Below are 17,871 nucleotides of genomic sequence, written 5' to 3'. Positions count from 1 at the left end.
CGCGAGTTCATACTCGCGCCCTTTAACGTGATGACCGGTCAGAACGGTTGGTTATGGACGGTCGTCAGCCTTCTCCGTGCTCACAGGTGGCAGCAGGTCTTCGGAACGCAGGTTCAGCCAGATCAACACCACGTTGGCGATGTAGATCGAGGAGTACGTACCCGCCAGAACACCGATGAACAATGCCACCGAGAAACCGTGCAGGCTGTCGCCGCCGAAGATCCAAAGCGCGATGATCGCCAGCAACGTGGAAATCGAGGTCGCCAGGGTCCGCAGCAGAGTCTGGGTGGTCGAGATGTTGATGTTCTCGATCAGCGAAGCCTTGCGCAGCAGTCGGAAGTTCTCACGCACCCGGTCGAACACGACGATGGTGTCGTTGAGCGAGTAACCGATGATCGCCAGCACCGCCGCCAACACCGTCAGGTCGAAGGTGATCTGGAAGAACGACAGGATACCCATGGTCACGACCACGTCGTGGATCAGGGAGATGATCGCACCGACCGCGAACTTCCACTGGAAGCGAAAGGCTACGTAGATCAGAACGCCGCCCAGTGCCAGCAACATGCCAATGCCGCCCTGGTCGCGCAGTTCTTCACCCACCTGCGGGCCGACGAACTCGACACGCTTCACGGTGGCCGGGTTATCGGCACCGGTCTTGCGCAGCGCTTCGGCGACTTGAGCTCCCAGCTGTGGATCCTCGCCCGGCATGCGCACCAGCAGGTCGGTGGTTGCACCGAAGCTCTGCACGATGGCTTCGTGATAACCGGCACTGGCCAGCTCTTCACGCACCTTGCCCAGATCGGCAGGACGCTCGTAGGTCAGCTCGATCAGCGTACCGCCAGTGAAGTCCAGACCGAAGTTCAGCCCTTTATGGAACCAGCTGAACAACGCCAGAACGGTAAGGAGCATCGTGAGGGCGAACGCAACGTTGCGCACGCCCATGAAGTTGATCGTACGTTTCATGGCAGCCCCTTAAATCCACAGCTTCTTGAAGTCACGGCCGCCGTAAATCAGGTTGACCATTGCGCGGGTCACCATGATGGCTGTGAACATCGAGGTAAAGATACCGAGGGACATGGTCACGGCGAAGCCTTTGACCGGGCCGGTGCCCATGGCGTAGAGAATGCCGCCGACCAGCAGCGAGGTCAGGTTGGCGTCGAGAATCGCGGTGTAGGCGCGATCGAAACCTTCGTTGATCGCACGCTGCACGCTCATGCCGTTGGCCAGTTCTTCACGAATCCGCGAGAAGATCAGTACGTTGGCGTCCACCGCCATCCCCATCGTCAACACGATACCCGCGATACCCGGCAAGGTCAGCGTCGCGCCCAGAATCGACATCAGGGCCAGCAGCATGACCATGTTGAAGGCCAGTGCCACAGTCGCGATCAGACCGAAGAAGCGGTAGATGGCAATGATGAACAGCGAGACGAAGAGCATGCCCCACAGCGACGCGTCGATACCCTTGGTGATGTTGTCGGCACCCAGGCTCGGGCCAATGGTGCGTTCTTCAGCGAAGTACATCGGTGCAGCCAGGCCACCGGCACGCAGCAGCAGCGCGAGTTCGGACGACTCACCCTGACCGTTCAGGCCGGTGATGCGGAACTGGCTACCCAGTGGCGACTGGATGGTCGCCAGGCTGATGATCTTCTTGTCTTCCTTGAAGGTCTGGACCGGCACTTCTTTCTCGACGCCGTCGACCGTCTGCTTCACGTAAGTCGTGATCGGACGCTGTTCGATGAAAATCACCGCCATGCTGCGACCCACGTTCGAACGGGTGGCACGGCTCATCAAGTCACCGCCGTGGCCATCAAGCTTGATGTTCACTTGAGGACGACCATGTTCGTCGTAGCTGGCCTGCGCGTCGGTGACCTGGTCACCGGTGATGATCAGACCACGCTCGACCGCCGCCGCCGGACGACCGCCTTCGCGGAACTCGAACATCTCGGTGGTGGCCTTGGAATCATCCGGGCCTGCGCCCAGACGGAACTCCAGGTTGGCAGTCTTGCCGAGAATACGCTTGGCTTCGGCAGTGTCTTGCACGCCAGGCAACTCGACCACGATGCGGTTGGCGCCTTGGCGCTGAACCAGCGGCTCGGCCACGCCCAGCTCGTTGACCCGGTTACGTACGGTGGTCAAGTTCTGCTTGATGGAATATTCGCGGATCTCGGTGATCTTGGCCGGGGTCATGGCCAGACGCAGGATCGGCATTTCGCCACGATCGCTGGTGGTGATTTCGAAATCGCTGTAATCCTTGCGAATCAAGGCACGGGCTTGCTCGCGGGAATCGGTGTCGCTGAAGCCCAACTGGATGGCGCCGTTGTCTTGCGGCAGGCTGCGATAACGCAGTTTTTCCTTGCGCAGCAGGCTCTTCACTTCGCCTTCATAGACATTCAGACGGGCGCTCAGCGCCTTGTCCATGTCGACTTCCAGCAGGAAGTGCACACCGCCGGAAAGGTCCAGACCCAGTTTCATCGGACGGGCGCCGATGTTGTGCAGCCACTTCGGTGTGGTCTGCGCCAGGTTCAGAGCCACGACATAGTCGTCGCCCAACGCTTTACGCGCGACATCCTTGGCCGGGAGCTGGTCTTCCTGTTTGGTCAGACGCAACAAACCGCCCTTGCCATTCTCGGCCAGAGACGCGCCCTTGACCGCGATGCCAGCATCGGTAAGCGCCTTGCTTACGCGATCCAGATCTGCCTGAGAAACCTGCAGCGCCGTGCTGGTGCCACTGACCTGAATGGCCGGGTCGTCAGGATAGAGATTGGGTGCGGAATAAATAAAACCGACCGCCAGCACTGCCAGGATCAGGATGTATTTCCACAGAGGGTATTTGTTCAACATCACGCCGCCTGCTTAGAACGCGGGGCGCCTTGCGCGCCCCGACGATGGAAAAAAAACTGAAATCAGATGGCCTTCAGAGTGCCTTTAGGCAGGGTGGCAGCGATCGCGCCCTTCTGGATTTTCAGTTCTACGGTGTCCGACACTTCAATCACGACGAAGTCATCGGTCACTTTGTTGATCTTGCCCGCGATACCGCCGGAAGTAACGACTTCGTCACCCTTCTGCAAGTTGTTCAGCAAGTTCTTCTGTTCCTTGGCACGTTTGGCCTGTGGGCGCCAGATCATCAGATAGAAGATGACCAGGAAACCGACCAGGAAAATCCACTCAAAGCCCGAACCCGCTGGGCCTGCCGCAGCAGGTGCAGCCGCGTCGGCCATGGCGTTGGAAATGAAAAAGCTCATTTAACACTCCAGTTGCATATTTTTAATAATAAGAAGCGGTAAGACCGGCTGTCTTTCAATCCAGTGGCGGCACAGGAAGCCCGCGTTTGGCATAGAAGGTTTCGACAAAGGCGGCCAATGTACCCTGTTGAATAGCCTCGCGCAAACCAGCCATAAGCAGCTGGTAATGCCGCAAATTGTGGATCGTATTGAGCATGCTCCCCAACATTTCACCGCACTTGTCCAAGTGATGCAGATAAGCGCGAGAGAAGTTCTTGCAGGTGTAGCAATCACAGGTTGGATCCAGCGGCGAATCATCGTGGCGATGAAACGCATTACGAATCTTCAGCACACCGGTGTCGATGAACAGATGACCGTTGCGAGCATTGCGCGTCGGCATGACGCAGTCGAACATGTCGACTCCGCGGCGCACACCTTCAACGAGGTCTTCCGGCTTGCCTACTCCCATAAGGTAACGAGGTTTGTCAGCGGGCATACGACCCGGCAGATAGTCCAGCACCTTGATCATCTCGTGCTTGGGCTCCCCCACCGACAGACCACCGATCGCCAGACCATCGAAGTCCAGCTCGTTCAGGCCCTCCAGCGAGCGCATGCGCAGATTTTCATGCATGCCACCTTGCACGATACCGAACAGCGCCGCCGTGTTGTCGCCGTGGGCGACCTTGGAACGCTTGGCCCAACGCAGCGACAGCTCCATCGAAGTACGTGCCACGTCTTCACTGGCCGGATACGGGGTGCACTCGTCGAAAATCATCACGATGTCCGAGCCCAGGTCACGCTGGACCTGCATCGACTCTTCCGGCCCCATGAACACCTTGGCGCCATCAACCGGAGAAGCAAAGGTCACGCCCTCCTCCTTGATCTTGCGCATAGCGCCCAGGCTGAACACCTGAAATCCGCCGGAATCCGTCAGGATCGGGCCTTTCCACTGCATGAAATCGTGCAGGTCACCATGGGCCTTGATTACTTCGGTGCCAGGACGCAGCCACAAGTGAAAGGTGTTGCCCAGAATGATCTCAGCGCCAATAGCCTCGATATCACGCGGCAACATCCCCTTGACCGTGCCATAGGTGCCCACAGGCATGAACGCCGGGGTCTCGACCGTGCCACGGGGAAAGGTCAAACGACCACGACGAGCCTTGCCATCAGTGGCAAGCAGCTCGAACGACATACGACAGGTGCGACTCATGCTTGATCCTCGGGGGCCGCATCTGATCCCAGAGGTGCAGTCGGCGCCGGATTGCGGGTGATGAACATGGCATCCCCGTAACTGAAGAAGCGGTAACCGTTTTCCACCGCAGCTTTATAGGCCGCCATGGTTTCCGGGTAACCGGCGAAGGCCGAAACCAGCATCAACAGCGTGGATTCAGGCAAATGAAAGTTGGTGACCAGGGCATCGATTACATGAAACGGCCGCCCCGGATAAATGAAGATGTCGGTGTCGCCACTGAACGGCTTGAGCACGCCGTCACGGGCCGCGCTCTCCAGCGAACGCACGCTGGTCGTTCCCACCGCAATGACCCTACCGCCCCGCGCACGGCACGCAGCCACGGCGTCGACCACCTCTTGAGTGACTTCCAGCCACTCGTTGTGCATATGGTGATCTTCGACCCGTTCCACACGCACCGGCTGGAAGGTCCCGGCCCCCACGTGCAGCGTGACGAAGGCCGTTTCGACGCCCTTCTCGGCGATCGCCTGCATCATTGGCTCATCAAAATGCAGCCCCGCCGTTGGCGCCGCCACCGCACCGGCACGCTGGGCGTACACGGTCTGGTAGCGCTCGCGATCAGCGTCCTCATCCGGACGGTCGATGTAAGGCGGCAGCGGCATATGTCCCACGCGCTCCAGCAACGGCAGCACCGGCTCGGCAAAACGCAGCTCGAACAACGCGTCATGGCGCGCGACCATCTCGGCTTCACCACCGCCATCGATCAGGATCGACGAACCCGGCTTCGGCGACTTGCTCGACCGCACATGGGCCAGCACCGAATGCTGATCCAGCACCCGCTCCACCAGAATCTCCAGCTTGCCGCCCGAGGCTTTCTGCCCGAACAGCCGCGCCGGAATCACCCGGGTATTGTTGAAAACCATGAGATCGCCGGGGCGCAAATGCTCCAGCAAATCAGTGAATTGGCGATGCGCCAGCGCACCGGTTGGCCCGTCGAGGGTCAGCAAACGGCTGCCACGACGCTCCGCCAACGGGTGGCGAGCGATCAGGGCATCAGGGAGGTCGAAGGTAAAGTCAGCAACGCGCATGATGGGGTTCGTCTAGCAGGGCCGGGAAGTTTAGCGGAGAAAGTGAAAATTGACCATGAAACGTGATTGACCAACGGTAGGGACGTCTCTATACTCCGCCGCCACAAGCCCTGATGGCGGAATTGGTAGACGCGGCGGATTCAAAATCCGTTTTCGAAAGGAGTGGGAGTTCGAGTCTCCCTCGGGGCACCAAACAGCAGTACCTTCAAGGGGTTACGCCTCTTGGGGATGAAAGAAACCGGCCATGTTTGAGCCGGTTTTTTTTTGGGTGAAATTCATCGGCTCTGTGTTCCAAGTGACGCTGAGCGTCAATCAATGCGTTACCACGCGGAGCGTGGGAACGATCAAAAACGATCAGACAGCGGCTGCATCATTCCTGCCTGGACCTCATGAAGCGGCACATGGCGTGCACGGGCTTTGAAACACTCGCCAGCCATCCTTTCAACGCTTGATCACTTCCCTCGCTCCAGAGAGCACCAGTACCAGCTGCGCCATGTCTAATACGCAGCGCTGGCAAGACCTCATGAGTCAGCCACTGCCGCAAAGCCCGGTTTTCCGGGACGTAATGGTGAACCAGCAGCGCGAACAGCGCCGACTCGCTAATCAGGAATTGTTTGCTCCAGCGGCCATCGCTGTTGAGCCAGGCAACGCGGTGTTGATCAGGGTCGAGTTTGCGAAGGGCGCGTTCGTCGAGGGCTTTGCCCATGAGGCGGGCGGTGTCTGCAAGGCAGAACCAGGCTTGGTGATCGAGTTGCAGAGCTCGGAGTTGGCGGTGGTGGCGGATGAAGATTTGGGGTTCGAAGCAGTCGATCATTGCCTTGTCCTCTGCTCAATGGGAATCAAGCCGGACCGAAGGAGGGTGAGATGCGATGCCTGCATAGAGGGAAGCTCCTTTAGGTAGAACCACCTCCCAATGGCGTCAAACATTAAAGGTGGCGACTGTACGACGGTTGACGAACCGGCCCCAAAGAAACCGGCAGACCCAGAGATCTCCGACGCACAGCCGCCATAACGCAGGCTTCAAGCTCTGAGCTTAACGCATGGTATGAAGGCTAACGCTCTTCGGGGTATCGGATCGTCAAATCCGGTCGCTGATCACAACGACGACCGGAAGACTAGCGTGGGTGTTTTAGGGGAACAAGACAGCAGGAGAAATTCGGAAAGCTCCTACAAATGCGAGATGCTCCTACGACCTTCGTTCACAATCAAGAGCAGACCAGGTTGATTAGCAGAACATTGAATGAACTGTGGGAGTGAGCTTGCTCACGAAAGCATTGTGTCAGTCACCTCAAGTGGCGCTGATACAACCATTCGTGAGCAAGCTCACTCCCAGAGGCGCCGTTTTTCAATTTCATTATCGGGATGCTGCGGTAAGCCATACCTGCCGCAACACTCCCTTCAGCCTTAGAAATCCTGCGAAGTTGGGCGCAGCACAATTTCGTTGATATCGACATCACTCGGTTGCTCGATGGCATAAGCAATCGCCCGCGCCACGGACTCAGCCGGAATGGCCTGCTTGTAGAACTCTTTCACGACATCCGCACTTGGCTGATGACCACTGCCCAATTTCAGCTCGGAATCCACAGCGCCCGGTTCGATGGTGGTGGTGCGGATCTTGCCGCCGACTTCGTGACGCAAGCCGTCGGAGATCGCGCGTACGGCGTATTTTGTGCCGCTGTAGACCGAGCCGCCCGGGCTGAAGACTTTGATCCCGGCCACCGACGAGATGTTGATGAAGTGGCCAAAACCCTGGGCTTCGAACTTGGGCAGTGCAGCGGCAATGCCGTAGAGAACGCCTTTGACGTTGATGTCGATCATCCGGTCCCACTCATCGACACGCCGTTCGGAGATCGGAGCGATAGCCATCAAACCTGCGTTGTTGATCATGACGTCGACTTTGCCGAAGTCCTGAACCGCGTGGGCGACCAGCGCTTCGAGGTCTTCACGACGGGTGACGTCGACGGTGTAGGCCGATGCCTCTCCGCCTGCGGCTTTGATCTCCTGGACGATGATGTCCATACGCCCCTGACGACGAGCGCCGAGAACGACTTTGGCGCCGAGTTTTGCCAAATGACGGGCAGTGGACTCGCCCAGACCGCTGCTTGCACCAGTGATGACGACGACTTTGCCTTGGATGCCATTGCTCATGATCGATTTCCTACGCATTTGAGGGGGGGGTGAGGTGTTGAGAGCAAGTTTGCAGTGGATATTCGCTTCATAAAATGGAAGAGTTTGGCTTTGAGAATTCCAATTTATGGAACATGCTTTCGAAGAGGAGCCATTCAATGCTCAACCGCATGGAGATGCTGCGGGTCTTTCTGGTGGCAGCAGAGGCACCGAGCTTTCGTGAAGCGGCGAACCGGCTGGGGACATCACCGCAGAAAGTGACACGGGCGGTACAGGAACTGGAACGCTTGTTCGCCGAGCCACTGTTTCATCGCAGCACACGGCAGGCGCAGCTCACGGCCTTCGGCGCCGAGATCGCCCAGCAGGCGCGAGAGACATTGGGCCAGTTTGACCGACTGTTCACCTCCCACACCCGGCAGCCAAGCGAGGGCATCGCGGGACGGGTCGGCATCACCGCCCCCCATGCCATCGGCAAACTGTATCTGGCAGGTTTTCTCAAACCGCTGATGCAGGCCAATCCGGGGCTGCGCATTGAATTGAGTCTGGATGACGAACTGACGGATGCCGTCGCGTCGAGAATCGATATTGGCATACGCGTGGGGGCCGTCAGAGACCGACGTTACATCGCGCGCTCGGCCTGTCCGGTGCGATTGAAGATCGTCGCAGCACCTTCGCTGATCGAATCAACCGGCGTACCGTCCAGCCTGGAAACGCTGAAGCAATTGCCGCTGTCGGTGCTGATCGACCGCAATAACGGCAGGCCCTGGCCGTGGTTCTTCGCCAACAGTCAGACCTATCTGCCACCCTCCCCTGCGTTCTGTTGCGACGATCCGGAAACCGAGCTGGAGTTCGTGCTGGCAGGGCTAGCGATTGGGCAGATGCCTACCTATCTGGCCGAGCCGGGTTTGAGCAACGGATCACTGCTAGAAATCTTGCCAGACATCGCGCCGCCGCCGATTGATCTGATGATTTACCGCACGCAATCAGGCCCTGTCCCGCCTCGTGTGCGATTGGTCTACGACCACCTGATGAAATGCTTGGGGGACGCGCAGATGTTCCCCCGATAAGCGGCGAACTTGTGTCAGGTTATTTCGTCCCTTTCCCCACACATCTCAAGGTTATCAACTAGCCTGAAAATTGACTGATCCAAAGCGAATGGACCAAACGTTTAACCTCGCTGATCGGATAAAAACAACAATGAAAGATCCCTACGCGTTCGGTTTCTACTGTGCCCTTTTCGCGCTTGCCGCGATGACAGGGTCTGTCTTCTACGAGTCCTACACAGGTGCCGGTGCCTCAGGTTCGGCCCGCGCGTACGACGTCATCAACTCCTGCTCTTCGCTGGTACAGGCTCTCGCAGCCATAGGTCTGGTGGGCCTGGCATTCAAAGCCTATCGCGCCTGGAAGAACGAGATCATCCACAACAAGGCGCTGGGCATCATCTGGGACGCCAATGTGGCGTTTCGCGAGATCGAGCTGAGCTTCAACGAATGGTTTTTTGGACCAAATGCCGTGGACAAGGCCAACAGCGAAGGGGCGCGCATTACCTCGCTACTGGCCGCCAGCCCGTTCGGCGTGAGCCTGCGTAGTTTCAAGAAGCAGTGCATTCTCATCGACAAGGTGGTGATCAAGGACAACTGGCAGTGGGTCAATCACGCCACCGAGCTGGACATGTTGGCCCGCGTGCTGAGCATGGACGCCTTTCGTCCGACCACCAAGGCCAAGGAAACCGCCAACGTTATCGACTTTTTGTATTCCCGCGAAGGCGAAGCGCTGAAACGGACACAGGCCGAGTGGGAAATGTTGATGAAGGTGATCGAGAAAGACCTCGCAGCGCTGGAAGCCGAATACAGCGAATGAGCTTTCCAAGGCAGTGCGAAACAGGATAGAACTGTTCGCCGACGTATTGGGTCGAACGGTATGCCTGCGCCGGACCATCCTGCGGCCGCCCCTTGCCTTGAGACCGCTGTTGCCCATGTTCGAACATATCGACGTCACTTCCCTGTTGGTCAATTACGGTTATTGGGCAGTCTTCATCGGCTGTCTGCTGGAAGGCGAAACCATTCTGATCCTCGGCGGCCTGGCGGCGCATCAGACGTCTCTGCGTCTGCTGGACGTGATCGCCGTCGCTACGCTCGGCGGGATGATTGGTGATCAGATCCTGTTCTGGGCCGGTCGCTACTTCGGCCCCCGCATCCTGCCACGCCTGCACCGCCAGAAAGCGGCGATTGATCGCGTTTCCGGACTGATCGAGCGTTACCCTACAGCGTCGATTTTTTCGGTGCGCTTTCTGTACGGCATGCGCCTTGTCGGGCCGCTGGTGATTGGCGCCAGCCGCCTGTCACCCATCCGTTTCTCGCTGATCAACCTGCTGGGTGCGGCGGTCTGGGCGACCCTGTTCGTCATGGCCGGGTACTGGGCAGGTGAGGCCCTGGAAAACCTGCTGGGCAACCTGAAGCCTTATCGTCTGCCAATATTCATCGGCGTGGTGGTCATTGCTGCGGGGGTGGCGTTGTATCGACATCATCGGGCGAAGGTTCGGGCGGGGCGGTAGCTCACACAGGCACTTCCCATCCCAGACCCCTTCCCTCTATAACCACGTATTGCAAGCCGACCCACAGGGAACGACACGATGAAGAAAACCATCACCTGCGCACTCTTTTTTGGCCTGTCTGGCCTCACTCAAGCACAAGCGGCTGAGGCAGTTTCGCATCTGGACACTGTATTGCAAAAAGGCGAATTGGCCGTTTGCACCACCGGGGATTACAAGCCGTACACCTTTCATAACGCGGACGGCTCATACGAAGGAATCGACATTGAGATGGGTCAGTCGCTCGCGCAGAGTCTCGGGGTGAAACTGGCGTGGGTGCCGACGACCTGGAAGACGCTGATGCCGGACCTCACAGCGGGCAAGTGTGATATCGCGATGGGCGGGATTTCAGTGACGTTGGAACGGCAGAAAAAGGCCTTTTTCAGCAACACGTTGGATGTCGACGGCAAGATTCCGCTGGTGCGCTGCGAAGACGAATCGAAGTACCAGACGATCGCACAAATCAACCAGCCGAACGTGCGTCTGATCGAGCCGCAGGGCGGTACCAACGAAGCGTTCGCACGAGCCTTTCTGCCCAACGCCAAGCTCGATTTTCACGATAACAAGACCATTTTCCAGCAACTGCTGGACAAGAAAGCCGACGTGATGATCACGGATGCCTCGGAAGCGCTGTACCAGCAAAAGCGCATGCCGGGCCTCTGTGCGGTGAACCCGACGCGCTACATGCAATACGGCGAGAAAGCGTATCTTTTGCCTCGCGACGATGTGAGCTGGAAGGCCTATGTCGATCAGTGGCTTCACTTGTCCAAGGCGACCGGCGCCTATCAAAAGGTGGTGGGTGAGTGGCTCGCGGTGCCGGGAGAATGATTCCCCTGGAAACACGACAAATGACCATTGGATGAATCGGCGCTCCCACAGAGGTGTCCTGCCTCGTCAGCGTATCAAGGCTTGTGCAAAACTCTGGCGATTAAGCATCATGGCATCATGATTCTTCGCCAGAGGACCCGGCCGCTTCATGAAGACCAGCAGGAGTATCACTCGCGCGTTCTGCGTGGAGTTGCAGCAGGAATTGTCGATCGTCGCGGCACGTCGGGAGTATTTCTCCCAGGAGCCTCCACGTGTCCGGTTCAATTTTCTGTGTTCGACTGAGGCCTGTCGCGCTCAGGGAGTGAAGATCACCGGGGTGCGTTATGACGTGAAACCTCAGGAAAACCCGACCTTTGTCGCGGCGCATTTTCGAGCCAATCCCAATTATGAACATCACCCGGACTGTGAGTGGGTCGACGAAGCTGACGCTACGGAGCAAACACCTGTCGTCGACGAGTCTGATTCACAAGCAGCGCTGCGCAAGGCCAAGCGCAAGCTGGACGACTACATTGACGTGTTCGATCCCACGCTCAGAGAACGAGCGAAGGCAGAATCTACAGAGAACAAGCCTGACAAGGCGCTCGATGAAAAGCCTGCCCTTGCCGCGCCGCCGTCTGACGCTCCGAAAGTCAAACAGACGACCGAAACCCGCACGAACAATCTGGAGCGACTGGTCGACAGCTTCCGTCAGGCTCAGGCCCAGCTTACCAAGGAAGAATTCGCGCTGCTGACACTGCGCATCCCTGGCCAGGGTGAAATGTCACTGCGCGCGTACTTTCGCCACATCAAATACGCTCAGCCAGGCGATGAAAAGCGCGTGCTGTATGGCGGCGGCCTGGTGGAACGTTATGGCACGGGGTTCAAGTTCAAGTTCTTCGATCGACTACAGGGCAAGCTCGTCACCCTCTACGTGTCGCCCGCACAAATGCAGGCGTATCGCTCCAGCCGTTACATCAGCGAATTGCTGAGCCATGCTGACGAGGTGCGATTTTTCACCGTGTTCGCGCTGGGGACTGTTGTCGCAAGCCCTTCGGGTAAGAGTTTCAGTGTGGAGATTGAGGACCTGCGCCATTTGGCCATTGTGCTGGGACCATCGAAGGAGCCGGTATCCCCCTGACATTTGACGCATGGTCACTGCCCTCACACGCTCTTGCGTGAACGCGCGTACTCCAGAAACGCATCGAGATCGGGCCCGGACAACGTGCGGGCAACAGACTTCACTTCAGCCATCGGCCAATCCCACCAGGCGGTCTCCAGTAATCGCTCGCGTGTTGTTTCGTCAAAGCGCCAGCGAATGAACTTGCACGGATTGCCCCCCACCACCGCGTAGGGAGGCACATCCCGAGTGACCACTGCCCCTGCAGCCACAACTGCCCCGTGACCGATAGTGACCCCAGACAGAATCGTGGCGTTGGTGCAGATCCAGCAATCGCTACCGATGACCACGTCCCCCTTGCTCGGAGCGTAGTCCGGAATGTCTTTGAGCTCCTTCATCATCGCAGGAAACGGGTAGGAGCTGATCCAGTCAATACGATGCCCGCCACCCAAGAGAATCTTCACGCCGCCAGCAATTGAGGTGTAGGAGCCAATTCGCAGTGTCGTTTCATCATCGAATTCGACGACCTCAGGAATGCCATAGGTACCCGTGCCGACGGTATAGCCGGGATAGCGCAACCGGATTTTTTCGGGGCCGCGTTCAAGCTTGTCCAAGCGGCGCAAACGCCTCTTGGTTTTCATTTCTTTGAGCAGTTCGAATAAATTCATGCAGAAGCCCGGGGAGCAAATACTCAACAGTGACCGATCAATTGCCCTGCCGGTGCAAGATCAGCCGCTTGAAGCGGCGGAAGGTCGTTCTGTTTATCTGACGGAACGGAATTGAACGCAGAAGCGTCCAGGCATACTTCTTGTCGTTGACGACGGCGTACTTCAACGCCTTGTTAATGATCGCGGTCAGCCCTTTGTCGTAAGCCGGATGCCAACGGTAAGGCGCGATGGTGCGCATATCGGCATCGAGCAACACTTTGTAGCGACGCGAGAGGTTGTTGGGATGACGGCGATAGCGGGTGACGCTGACAGGCAGCACATGGACTTCATAGCCCTTGCTGGCGATCTTAAGGGTCATCTGGAAATCCTGAACCCGGATATCAGGGTCATAAAATTCCACAGCCCTCAGCGCATCCATCCGGTATAGCGAAACAGGCGCGCCGACCACCACTGCGTCGGCCAGGATCTCATCGAAGCTCAGTTTCTGGATCACCGACAGCTTTTGCGCCTTGGTGTCATTGCCATCCGAGTCCATGTAGATGATCAGCGCCCCCACGCAACCGACCTCCGGATGCTGATCCAGGTAATCCGCACGCACCCGGACCGATGAAGGCAACATGATGTCGTCCAGATCCGGCGTGCAGACATATTGGCCGCGGGCATACTTCAACCCATGGTTCAGCGCAGCACTGACGCCCTGATTGACCTGAGAATAGAGCTGAAAGTCGTAGGTGCTCTGCAACGCCTGAAGCATCGCCACACTGTTATCACTCGACCCATCATCAACAATGATGACTTCGAAATTCGGATAGTCCTGCGCGAAGATGCTGGCCATTGCAACGTGCAGATACTTCTCTGCGTTGTAGCAAGGAGCAATGATCGATACGAGTGGCATCGAGTTGCGCGATGGGCGGTCTTCTGGCTTGATCTGCTCAGTCATAATTCCGATTGCTGCTCTACGGCTGGATCGTAAAGGTTTGGCTACGATCCCTGTACAAAACCCAAACATGATGCGGCAAAGCAGTGCGCTTTGTCATGGACTGATTGGGGACTTACGTACCAGTTGAACTGATTTGGCCTACAGCAAAGAGTAACTACAGCGTACGAACATTGAGATCGGCCAATAAAAAACCCCGTCGTTCTCGCGAACGACGGGGTTTTTTAAATTTCTTTCAGATGATCAAGGGGCCGCGTAAGTAACCAACAGTTCCTTGGTGACCTGAAAGTCCAGCGACATCGCCACGCTCAACGCCGTGATGGTGAAGATGGAGAACACGAACAGCTTGCGTGCCCAAACGGTGTCATCCTTCGCCTTGTAGCCCGTCCAGGCCATGTACAGCCAGTACATGCCCATTGCAGCGGCAACGGCCAGATAGTTGAGCCCTGCTGCGCCGCAGAACGTCAGCATCAGGGTCGCGACCAGGAAGGCCAGGATGTAGACCAGAATGTGCAGCTTGGCGACCCGGATACCACGCTTGACCGGCAGAACCGGAATCGAGGCAGCCAGGTAGTCATTGAAACGGAAAATCGCGATGGCATACGAGTGAGGCATCTGCCACAGGCTGAACATGACCAGCAAGGTCAGCGCTGCGAGATCGAAGCTGTTGGTGACTGCGACGTAACCGATGACCGGCGGCATCGCACCCGACAAGCTACCAACCAGCGTGCCGTGAACGGATTTGCGCTTCAGGTACAGGCTGTAGAAGCCTACGTAGATCACGAAGCCGATGACTGCGAACAGAGCGGCGAGCGGCGTGGCTTTGTAGTACAGCATGCCAACACCGACCACACCCAGCACCGTGGCGTAGGCCAAGGCCAGTTTCACCGAAACCAGCCCCTGAACCAACACTCGATTACGGGTGCGCTCCATCTTCAGATCGATATCGCGATCGATGCAATTGTTGAAGACACAACCAGAAGCGACGACCAGCGAAGTGCCGATCATCGCAATCAGGAACAGGCCGAAATCGACATGCCCCTTGGACGCCAGAAAAAAGCCACCCGCCACCGAAAGCACGTTACCGAAAATGATCCCCGGTTTGGTGATTTGGATAAAGTGCTTCAGCGACATCAGGGTTTCCTCACTTCGCCATCATGACGGTGTGAATGCTGAACATGATCCAGACAGACAGGCCGACCAGCAGGACGATAACCAGCGAAGCGAACGCGAAGGTGATCACGTTGTTGCGCTGAGCGATCGAGCGGTCCAAGTGCAGGAAGTACACCAGGTGAACCAGAACCTGCACGACGGCGAAGATCAGTACGATCCACAGAGTGGCGACTTTCGACAGCGTCGGGAACATCACCAGACCGAACGGAATCGCGGTCAGGATGATCGACAGTACGAAACCGACCATGTACGACTTGAAGCTGCCGTGGCTGGAATCGTCATGGGAGTGATGCGAATTAGCCATTTAAATGGTCCCCATCAGGTAGACAACGGTGAACACACAGATCCAGACCACGTCCAGGAAGTGCCAGAACAGGCTGAGCATGCTCAGGCGGGTCTGGTTGGTCGAAGTCAGGCCGTTCTTGCTGACCTGATACATCAGGATCGCCATCCAGATCAGACCGCTGGTCACGTGCACACCGTGGGTACCGACCAGCGTGAAGAACGCCGACAGGAAGCCGCTGCGGTTAGGGCCATAGCCTTCGGAGATCAGCAGATGGAATTCGTTGACTTCCATGCCGATAAAGCCCAGGCCGAACAGGAAGGTTACGAACAACCAGCCCAGAACGCCGGATTTGTTGCCTTTGTGCATCGCCAGCATGGCGAAGCCGTAGGTGATCGAGCTGAGCAACAGGCAGGCGGTTTCGCCCAGCACGTATGGCAGTTCGAAGATGTCGTGGCCCGAAGGACCACCTGCAACGTTGTTAACCAGTACGGCATAGATAGCGAAGATCGACGCAAACAGGATGCAGTCGGTCATCAGGTAGATCCAGAAGCCGTAGATTTTCATCTCGCCGGCATCGTGATGATCATGGGCGTGGTCATGATCGTGATCGTGACCTTTCGCCCCTTCGAATACTAAGTTGGACATTGTTTATGCCTGCTCCAGCTTGTTGACAGGAGTGTTTGCCTGGGCAGCACGTGCCGAAGCCAGGATCTTGTGGTGTTCGCCTTCGATGCGCGCTACTTCGGATGCAGGAACCATGTAGCCCTGATCGTCACGGGAAGCGTGGATCACGAAGTAGACGACAGTACCGATCAGGCTTGCAGCTGCCAGCCACCAGATGTGCCAGATCATCGCGAAACCGAAGACGGTCAGCAGGCCGCCCATGATCAGGCCGGTCGCAGTGTTGTTCGGCATGTGGATGTCGTGGTACTTGGCCGGAACCTTGTACGCCTCACCGTCACGCTTGGCTGCGTAGAACGCGTCGATTTCTTCCGCTTTCGGCAGTTCTGCGAAGTTGTAGAACGGCGGTGGCGAAGAGGTGGACCACTCCAGGGTGTGGCCATTCCATGGATCGCCAGTGACGTCCAGGTTCTGCTTGCGATCACGAATACTCACGTAGATCTGGATCAACTGGCAGGCAATACCGATCATGATCAGCGCCGCGCCCCAGAAAGCGACGTGCAGGTATGGCGTCCAGTCAGGGTTGTCAGTGGTGTTCAGACGACGGGTCATGCCCATGAAGCCCAGAGCGTAGAGCGGCATGAATGCTACGTAGAAGCCCGAGATCCAGAACCAGAACGCTGCCTTGCCCCACTTCTCGTTCAGTTTGAAGCCGAACGCTTTAGGGAACCAGAACGCGAAGCCCGCGATGTAACCGAATACAGCACCACCGATGATCACGTTGTGGAAGTGCGCGATCACGAACAGGCTGTTGTGCAGAACGAAGTCAGCACCCGGGATAGCCAGCAGAACGCCGGTCATACCACCGATGGAGAAGGTAATCATGAAGCCCAGGGTCCAGCACACTGGCGCGGTGAAACGCAGACGGCCCTGATAGATCGTGAACAACCAGTTGAACAGCTTCACACCCGTCGGGATGGAGATCAGCATCGTCGCCAGACCGAAGAAGGCGTTGACGCTGGCGCCCGAACCCATGGTGAAGAAGTGGTGCAACCAAACCATGAAGCCCAGTACGGAAATCGCGCCCGATGCGTAGATCATCGAGTGGTGACCGAACAGACGCTTGCCGGTGAAGGTCGAGATGACTTCGGAGAAGACACCGAACGCCGGCAGAATCAGGATGTAAACCTCAGGGTGACCCCATGCCCAGAACAGGTTCACGTACATCATTGGGTTACCACCCAATTCGTTCGTGAAGATGTGGAAGTCCAGGTAACGGTCGAGGGTCAGGAACGCCAGGGTGCCGGTCAGGATCGGGAAGGAAGCCACGATCAGGACGTTGGCCCAGGTGCAGGTCCAGGTGAAGATCGGCATGTCCATCAGTTTCATGCCAGGGGTGCGCATCTTCAGAACGGTAACCAGGAAGTTAACGCCCGTCAGTGTCGTACCCAGGCCCGACAGCTGCAGTGCCCAGATGTAGTAGTCCACACCCACGCCCGGGCTGTAGCCCAGTTCAGACAGCGGCGGATAGGCAACCCAACCGGTACGTGCGAACTCGCCGACGCCCAGGGACACGTTCACCAGCACCACGCCAGAGATCAGCAGGTACAGGGACAGGGAGTTCAAGAACGGGAAGGCAACGTCGCGAGCGCCGATCTGCAGAGGCAGAACGATGTTCATCAGACCGGTGAAGAACGGCATCGCCATGAAGATGATCATGATCACACCGTGAGCGGTGAAGATCTGGTCATAGTGTTCAGGCGGCAGGTAGCCGGGCGAACCCTCAGTGGCCAGAGCCAGCTGGGAACGCATCATGATGGCGTCAGCGAAACCACGCAGCAGCATGACCATGGCGATGATGATGTACATCACACCGATTTTCTTGTGGTCAACCGAAGTCAGCCACTCGGTCCACAGGTAGGTCCACTTTTTGAAATACGTGATCAGACCGAGAACCGCCGCACCGCCGATAGCGATCATCGCGAGCGTGATCATGACTATCGGTTCGTGAAACGGAACCGCGTCAAGCGTTAATTTACCAAACATC

The 17,871-nt window shown here is 57.4% G+C and carries 18 protein-coding genes and 1 tRNA gene; 6 read left to right on the top strand and 13 right to left on the bottom strand.

Going from position 1 to position 17,871, the window contains the following annotated elements; all coding sequences use genetic code 11:
* Positions 1 to 51 precede the first annotated feature (51 nt).
* The 5 genes from secF to queA form a co-directional block, all read right to left on the bottom strand.
* Complete coding sequence (gene secF, locus ACI2KB_RS20380; RefSeq protein WP_404637276.1) at positions 52 to 963, bottom strand: protein translocase subunit SecF; 912 nt, start codon at positions 961 to 963, stop codon at positions 52 to 54.
* Positions 964 to 972: 9 nt separating this feature from the next.
* Positions 973 to 2,841: a protein translocase subunit SecD gene (gene secD / locus ACI2KB_RS20375; RefSeq protein WP_404637274.1), complete on the bottom strand. Its 1,869-nt coding sequence runs from the start codon at positions 2,839 to 2,841 to the stop codon at positions 973 to 975.
* 62 nt (positions 2,842 to 2,903) lie between these two features.
* The gene (yajC, locus tag ACI2KB_RS20370) at positions 2,904 to 3,242 is read right to left on the bottom strand and encodes a preprotein translocase subunit YajC (RefSeq protein ID WP_108235905.1); all 339 of its coding nucleotides are present in this window, start codon (positions 3,240 to 3,242) and stop codon (positions 2,904 to 2,906) included.
* A 55-nt stretch (positions 3,243 to 3,297) separates the two neighbouring features.
* Entirely contained in the window at positions 3,298 to 4,413 is a 1,116-nt protein-coding gene (tgt, locus tag ACI2KB_RS20365) for a tRNA guanosine(34) transglycosylase Tgt (RefSeq protein ID WP_404637552.1), read from the bottom strand.
* Between the two features lie 14 nt (positions 4,414 to 4,427).
* Positions 4,428 to 5,498 carry a tRNA preQ1(34) S-adenosylmethionine ribosyltransferase-isomerase QueA gene (queA, locus tag ACI2KB_RS20360; protein ID WP_404637272.1) on the bottom strand — a complete coding sequence of 357 codons (1,071 nt, stop codon included), beginning with the start codon at positions 5,496 to 5,498 and terminating at the stop codon, positions 4,428 to 4,430.
* Positions 5,499 to 5,605: 107 nt separating this feature from the next.
* On the opposite strand from queA, the gene ACI2KB_RS20355 reads away from it, so the two are divergent.
* Positions 5,606 to 5,690, top strand: a tRNA-Leu gene (locus ACI2KB_RS20355).
* A 178-nt stretch (positions 5,691 to 5,868) separates the two neighbouring features.
* Here ACI2KB_RS20355 and ACI2KB_RS20350 read toward each other — a convergent pair.
* A complete protein-coding gene (locus ACI2KB_RS20350; protein WP_404637270.1) occupies positions 5,869 to 6,312 on the bottom strand; it encodes a Bro-N domain-containing protein in 444 nt (147 codons plus the stop codon).
* Between the two features lie 590 nt (positions 6,313 to 6,902).
* Positions 6,903 to 7,646 carry an SDR family oxidoreductase gene (locus ACI2KB_RS20345; RefSeq protein ID WP_404637268.1) on the bottom strand — a complete coding sequence of 248 codons (744 nt, stop codon included), beginning with the start codon at positions 7,644 to 7,646 and terminating at the stop codon, positions 6,903 to 6,905.
* A 137-nt stretch (positions 7,647 to 7,783) separates the two neighbouring features.
* Between ACI2KB_RS20345 and ACI2KB_RS20340 the strand changes: the two genes are divergently transcribed.
* From ACI2KB_RS20340 to ACI2KB_RS20320, 5 genes are all read left to right on the top strand, one after another.
* Positions 7,784 to 8,692 (top strand): LysR family transcriptional regulator, encoded by a 909-nt coding sequence (locus tag ACI2KB_RS20340; protein ID WP_404637266.1) that lies wholly within the window; start codon positions 7,784 to 7,786, stop codon positions 8,690 to 8,692.
* Between the two features lie 130 nt (positions 8,693 to 8,822).
* Positions 8,823 to 9,485 (top strand): hypothetical protein, encoded by a 663-nt coding sequence (locus ACI2KB_RS20335; protein ID WP_404637264.1) that lies wholly within the window; start codon positions 8,823 to 8,825, stop codon positions 9,483 to 9,485.
* A gap of 115 nt (positions 9,486 to 9,600) precedes the next feature.
* Complete coding sequence (locus ACI2KB_RS20330; RefSeq protein WP_404637262.1) at positions 9,601 to 10,179, top strand: DedA family protein; 579 nt, start codon at positions 9,601 to 9,603, stop codon at positions 10,177 to 10,179.
* A gap of 78 nt (positions 10,180 to 10,257) precedes the next feature.
* Positions 10,258 to 11,043 (top strand): transporter substrate-binding domain-containing protein, encoded by a 786-nt coding sequence (locus ACI2KB_RS20325; protein ID WP_404637260.1) that lies wholly within the window; start codon positions 10,258 to 10,260, stop codon positions 11,041 to 11,043.
* 148 nt (positions 11,044 to 11,191) lie between these two features.
* Entirely contained in the window at positions 11,192 to 12,160 is a 969-nt protein-coding gene (locus tag ACI2KB_RS20320; protein WP_404637258.1) for an ATPase, read from the top strand.
* 23 nt (positions 12,161 to 12,183) lie between these two features.
* Here the strand turns inward: ACI2KB_RS20320 and ACI2KB_RS20315 are convergent, their stop codons facing one another.
* From ACI2KB_RS20315 to cyoB, 6 genes are all read right to left on the bottom strand, one after another.
* Positions 12,184 to 12,807: a CatB-related O-acetyltransferase gene (locus tag ACI2KB_RS20315; protein ID WP_404637256.1), complete on the bottom strand. Its 624-nt coding sequence runs from the start codon at positions 12,805 to 12,807 to the stop codon at positions 12,184 to 12,186.
* Positions 12,808 to 12,844: 37 nt separating this feature from the next.
* Positions 12,845 to 13,747, bottom strand: coding sequence for a glycosyltransferase family 2 protein (locus ACI2KB_RS20310; protein ID WP_404637254.1), 903 nt, complete (start codon positions 13,745 to 13,747; stop codon positions 12,845 to 12,847).
* A 240-nt stretch (positions 13,748 to 13,987) separates the two neighbouring features.
* A complete protein-coding gene (cyoE, locus tag ACI2KB_RS20305; RefSeq protein WP_404637252.1) occupies positions 13,988 to 14,878 on the bottom strand; it encodes a heme o synthase in 891 nt (296 codons plus the stop codon).
* Between the two features lie 10 nt (positions 14,879 to 14,888).
* A complete protein-coding gene (gene cyoD, locus ACI2KB_RS20300; protein ID WP_404637250.1) occupies positions 14,889 to 15,221 on the bottom strand; it encodes a cytochrome o ubiquinol oxidase subunit IV in 333 nt (110 codons plus the stop codon).
* Positions 15,222 to 15,848 (bottom strand): cytochrome o ubiquinol oxidase subunit III, encoded by a 627-nt coding sequence (locus tag ACI2KB_RS20295; RefSeq protein WP_404637248.1) that lies wholly within the window; start codon positions 15,846 to 15,848, stop codon positions 15,222 to 15,224.
* 3 nt (positions 15,849 to 15,851) lie between these two features.
* Positions 15,852 to 17,870, bottom strand: a complete 2,019-nt coding sequence (gene cyoB / locus ACI2KB_RS20290) for a cytochrome o ubiquinol oxidase subunit I (protein WP_404637246.1) — start codon at positions 17,868 to 17,870, stop codon at positions 15,852 to 15,854.
* Position 17,871 lies beyond the last annotated feature (1 nt).

Origin of the sequence: Pseudomonas sp. NPDC088444, from assembly GCF_044900175.1 — a bacterium.
Taxonomy (GTDB): Bacteria; Pseudomonadota; Gammaproteobacteria; order Pseudomonadales; family Pseudomonadaceae; genus Aquipseudomonas.
This window is presented reverse-complemented; position numbering and strand designations above follow the sequence as displayed.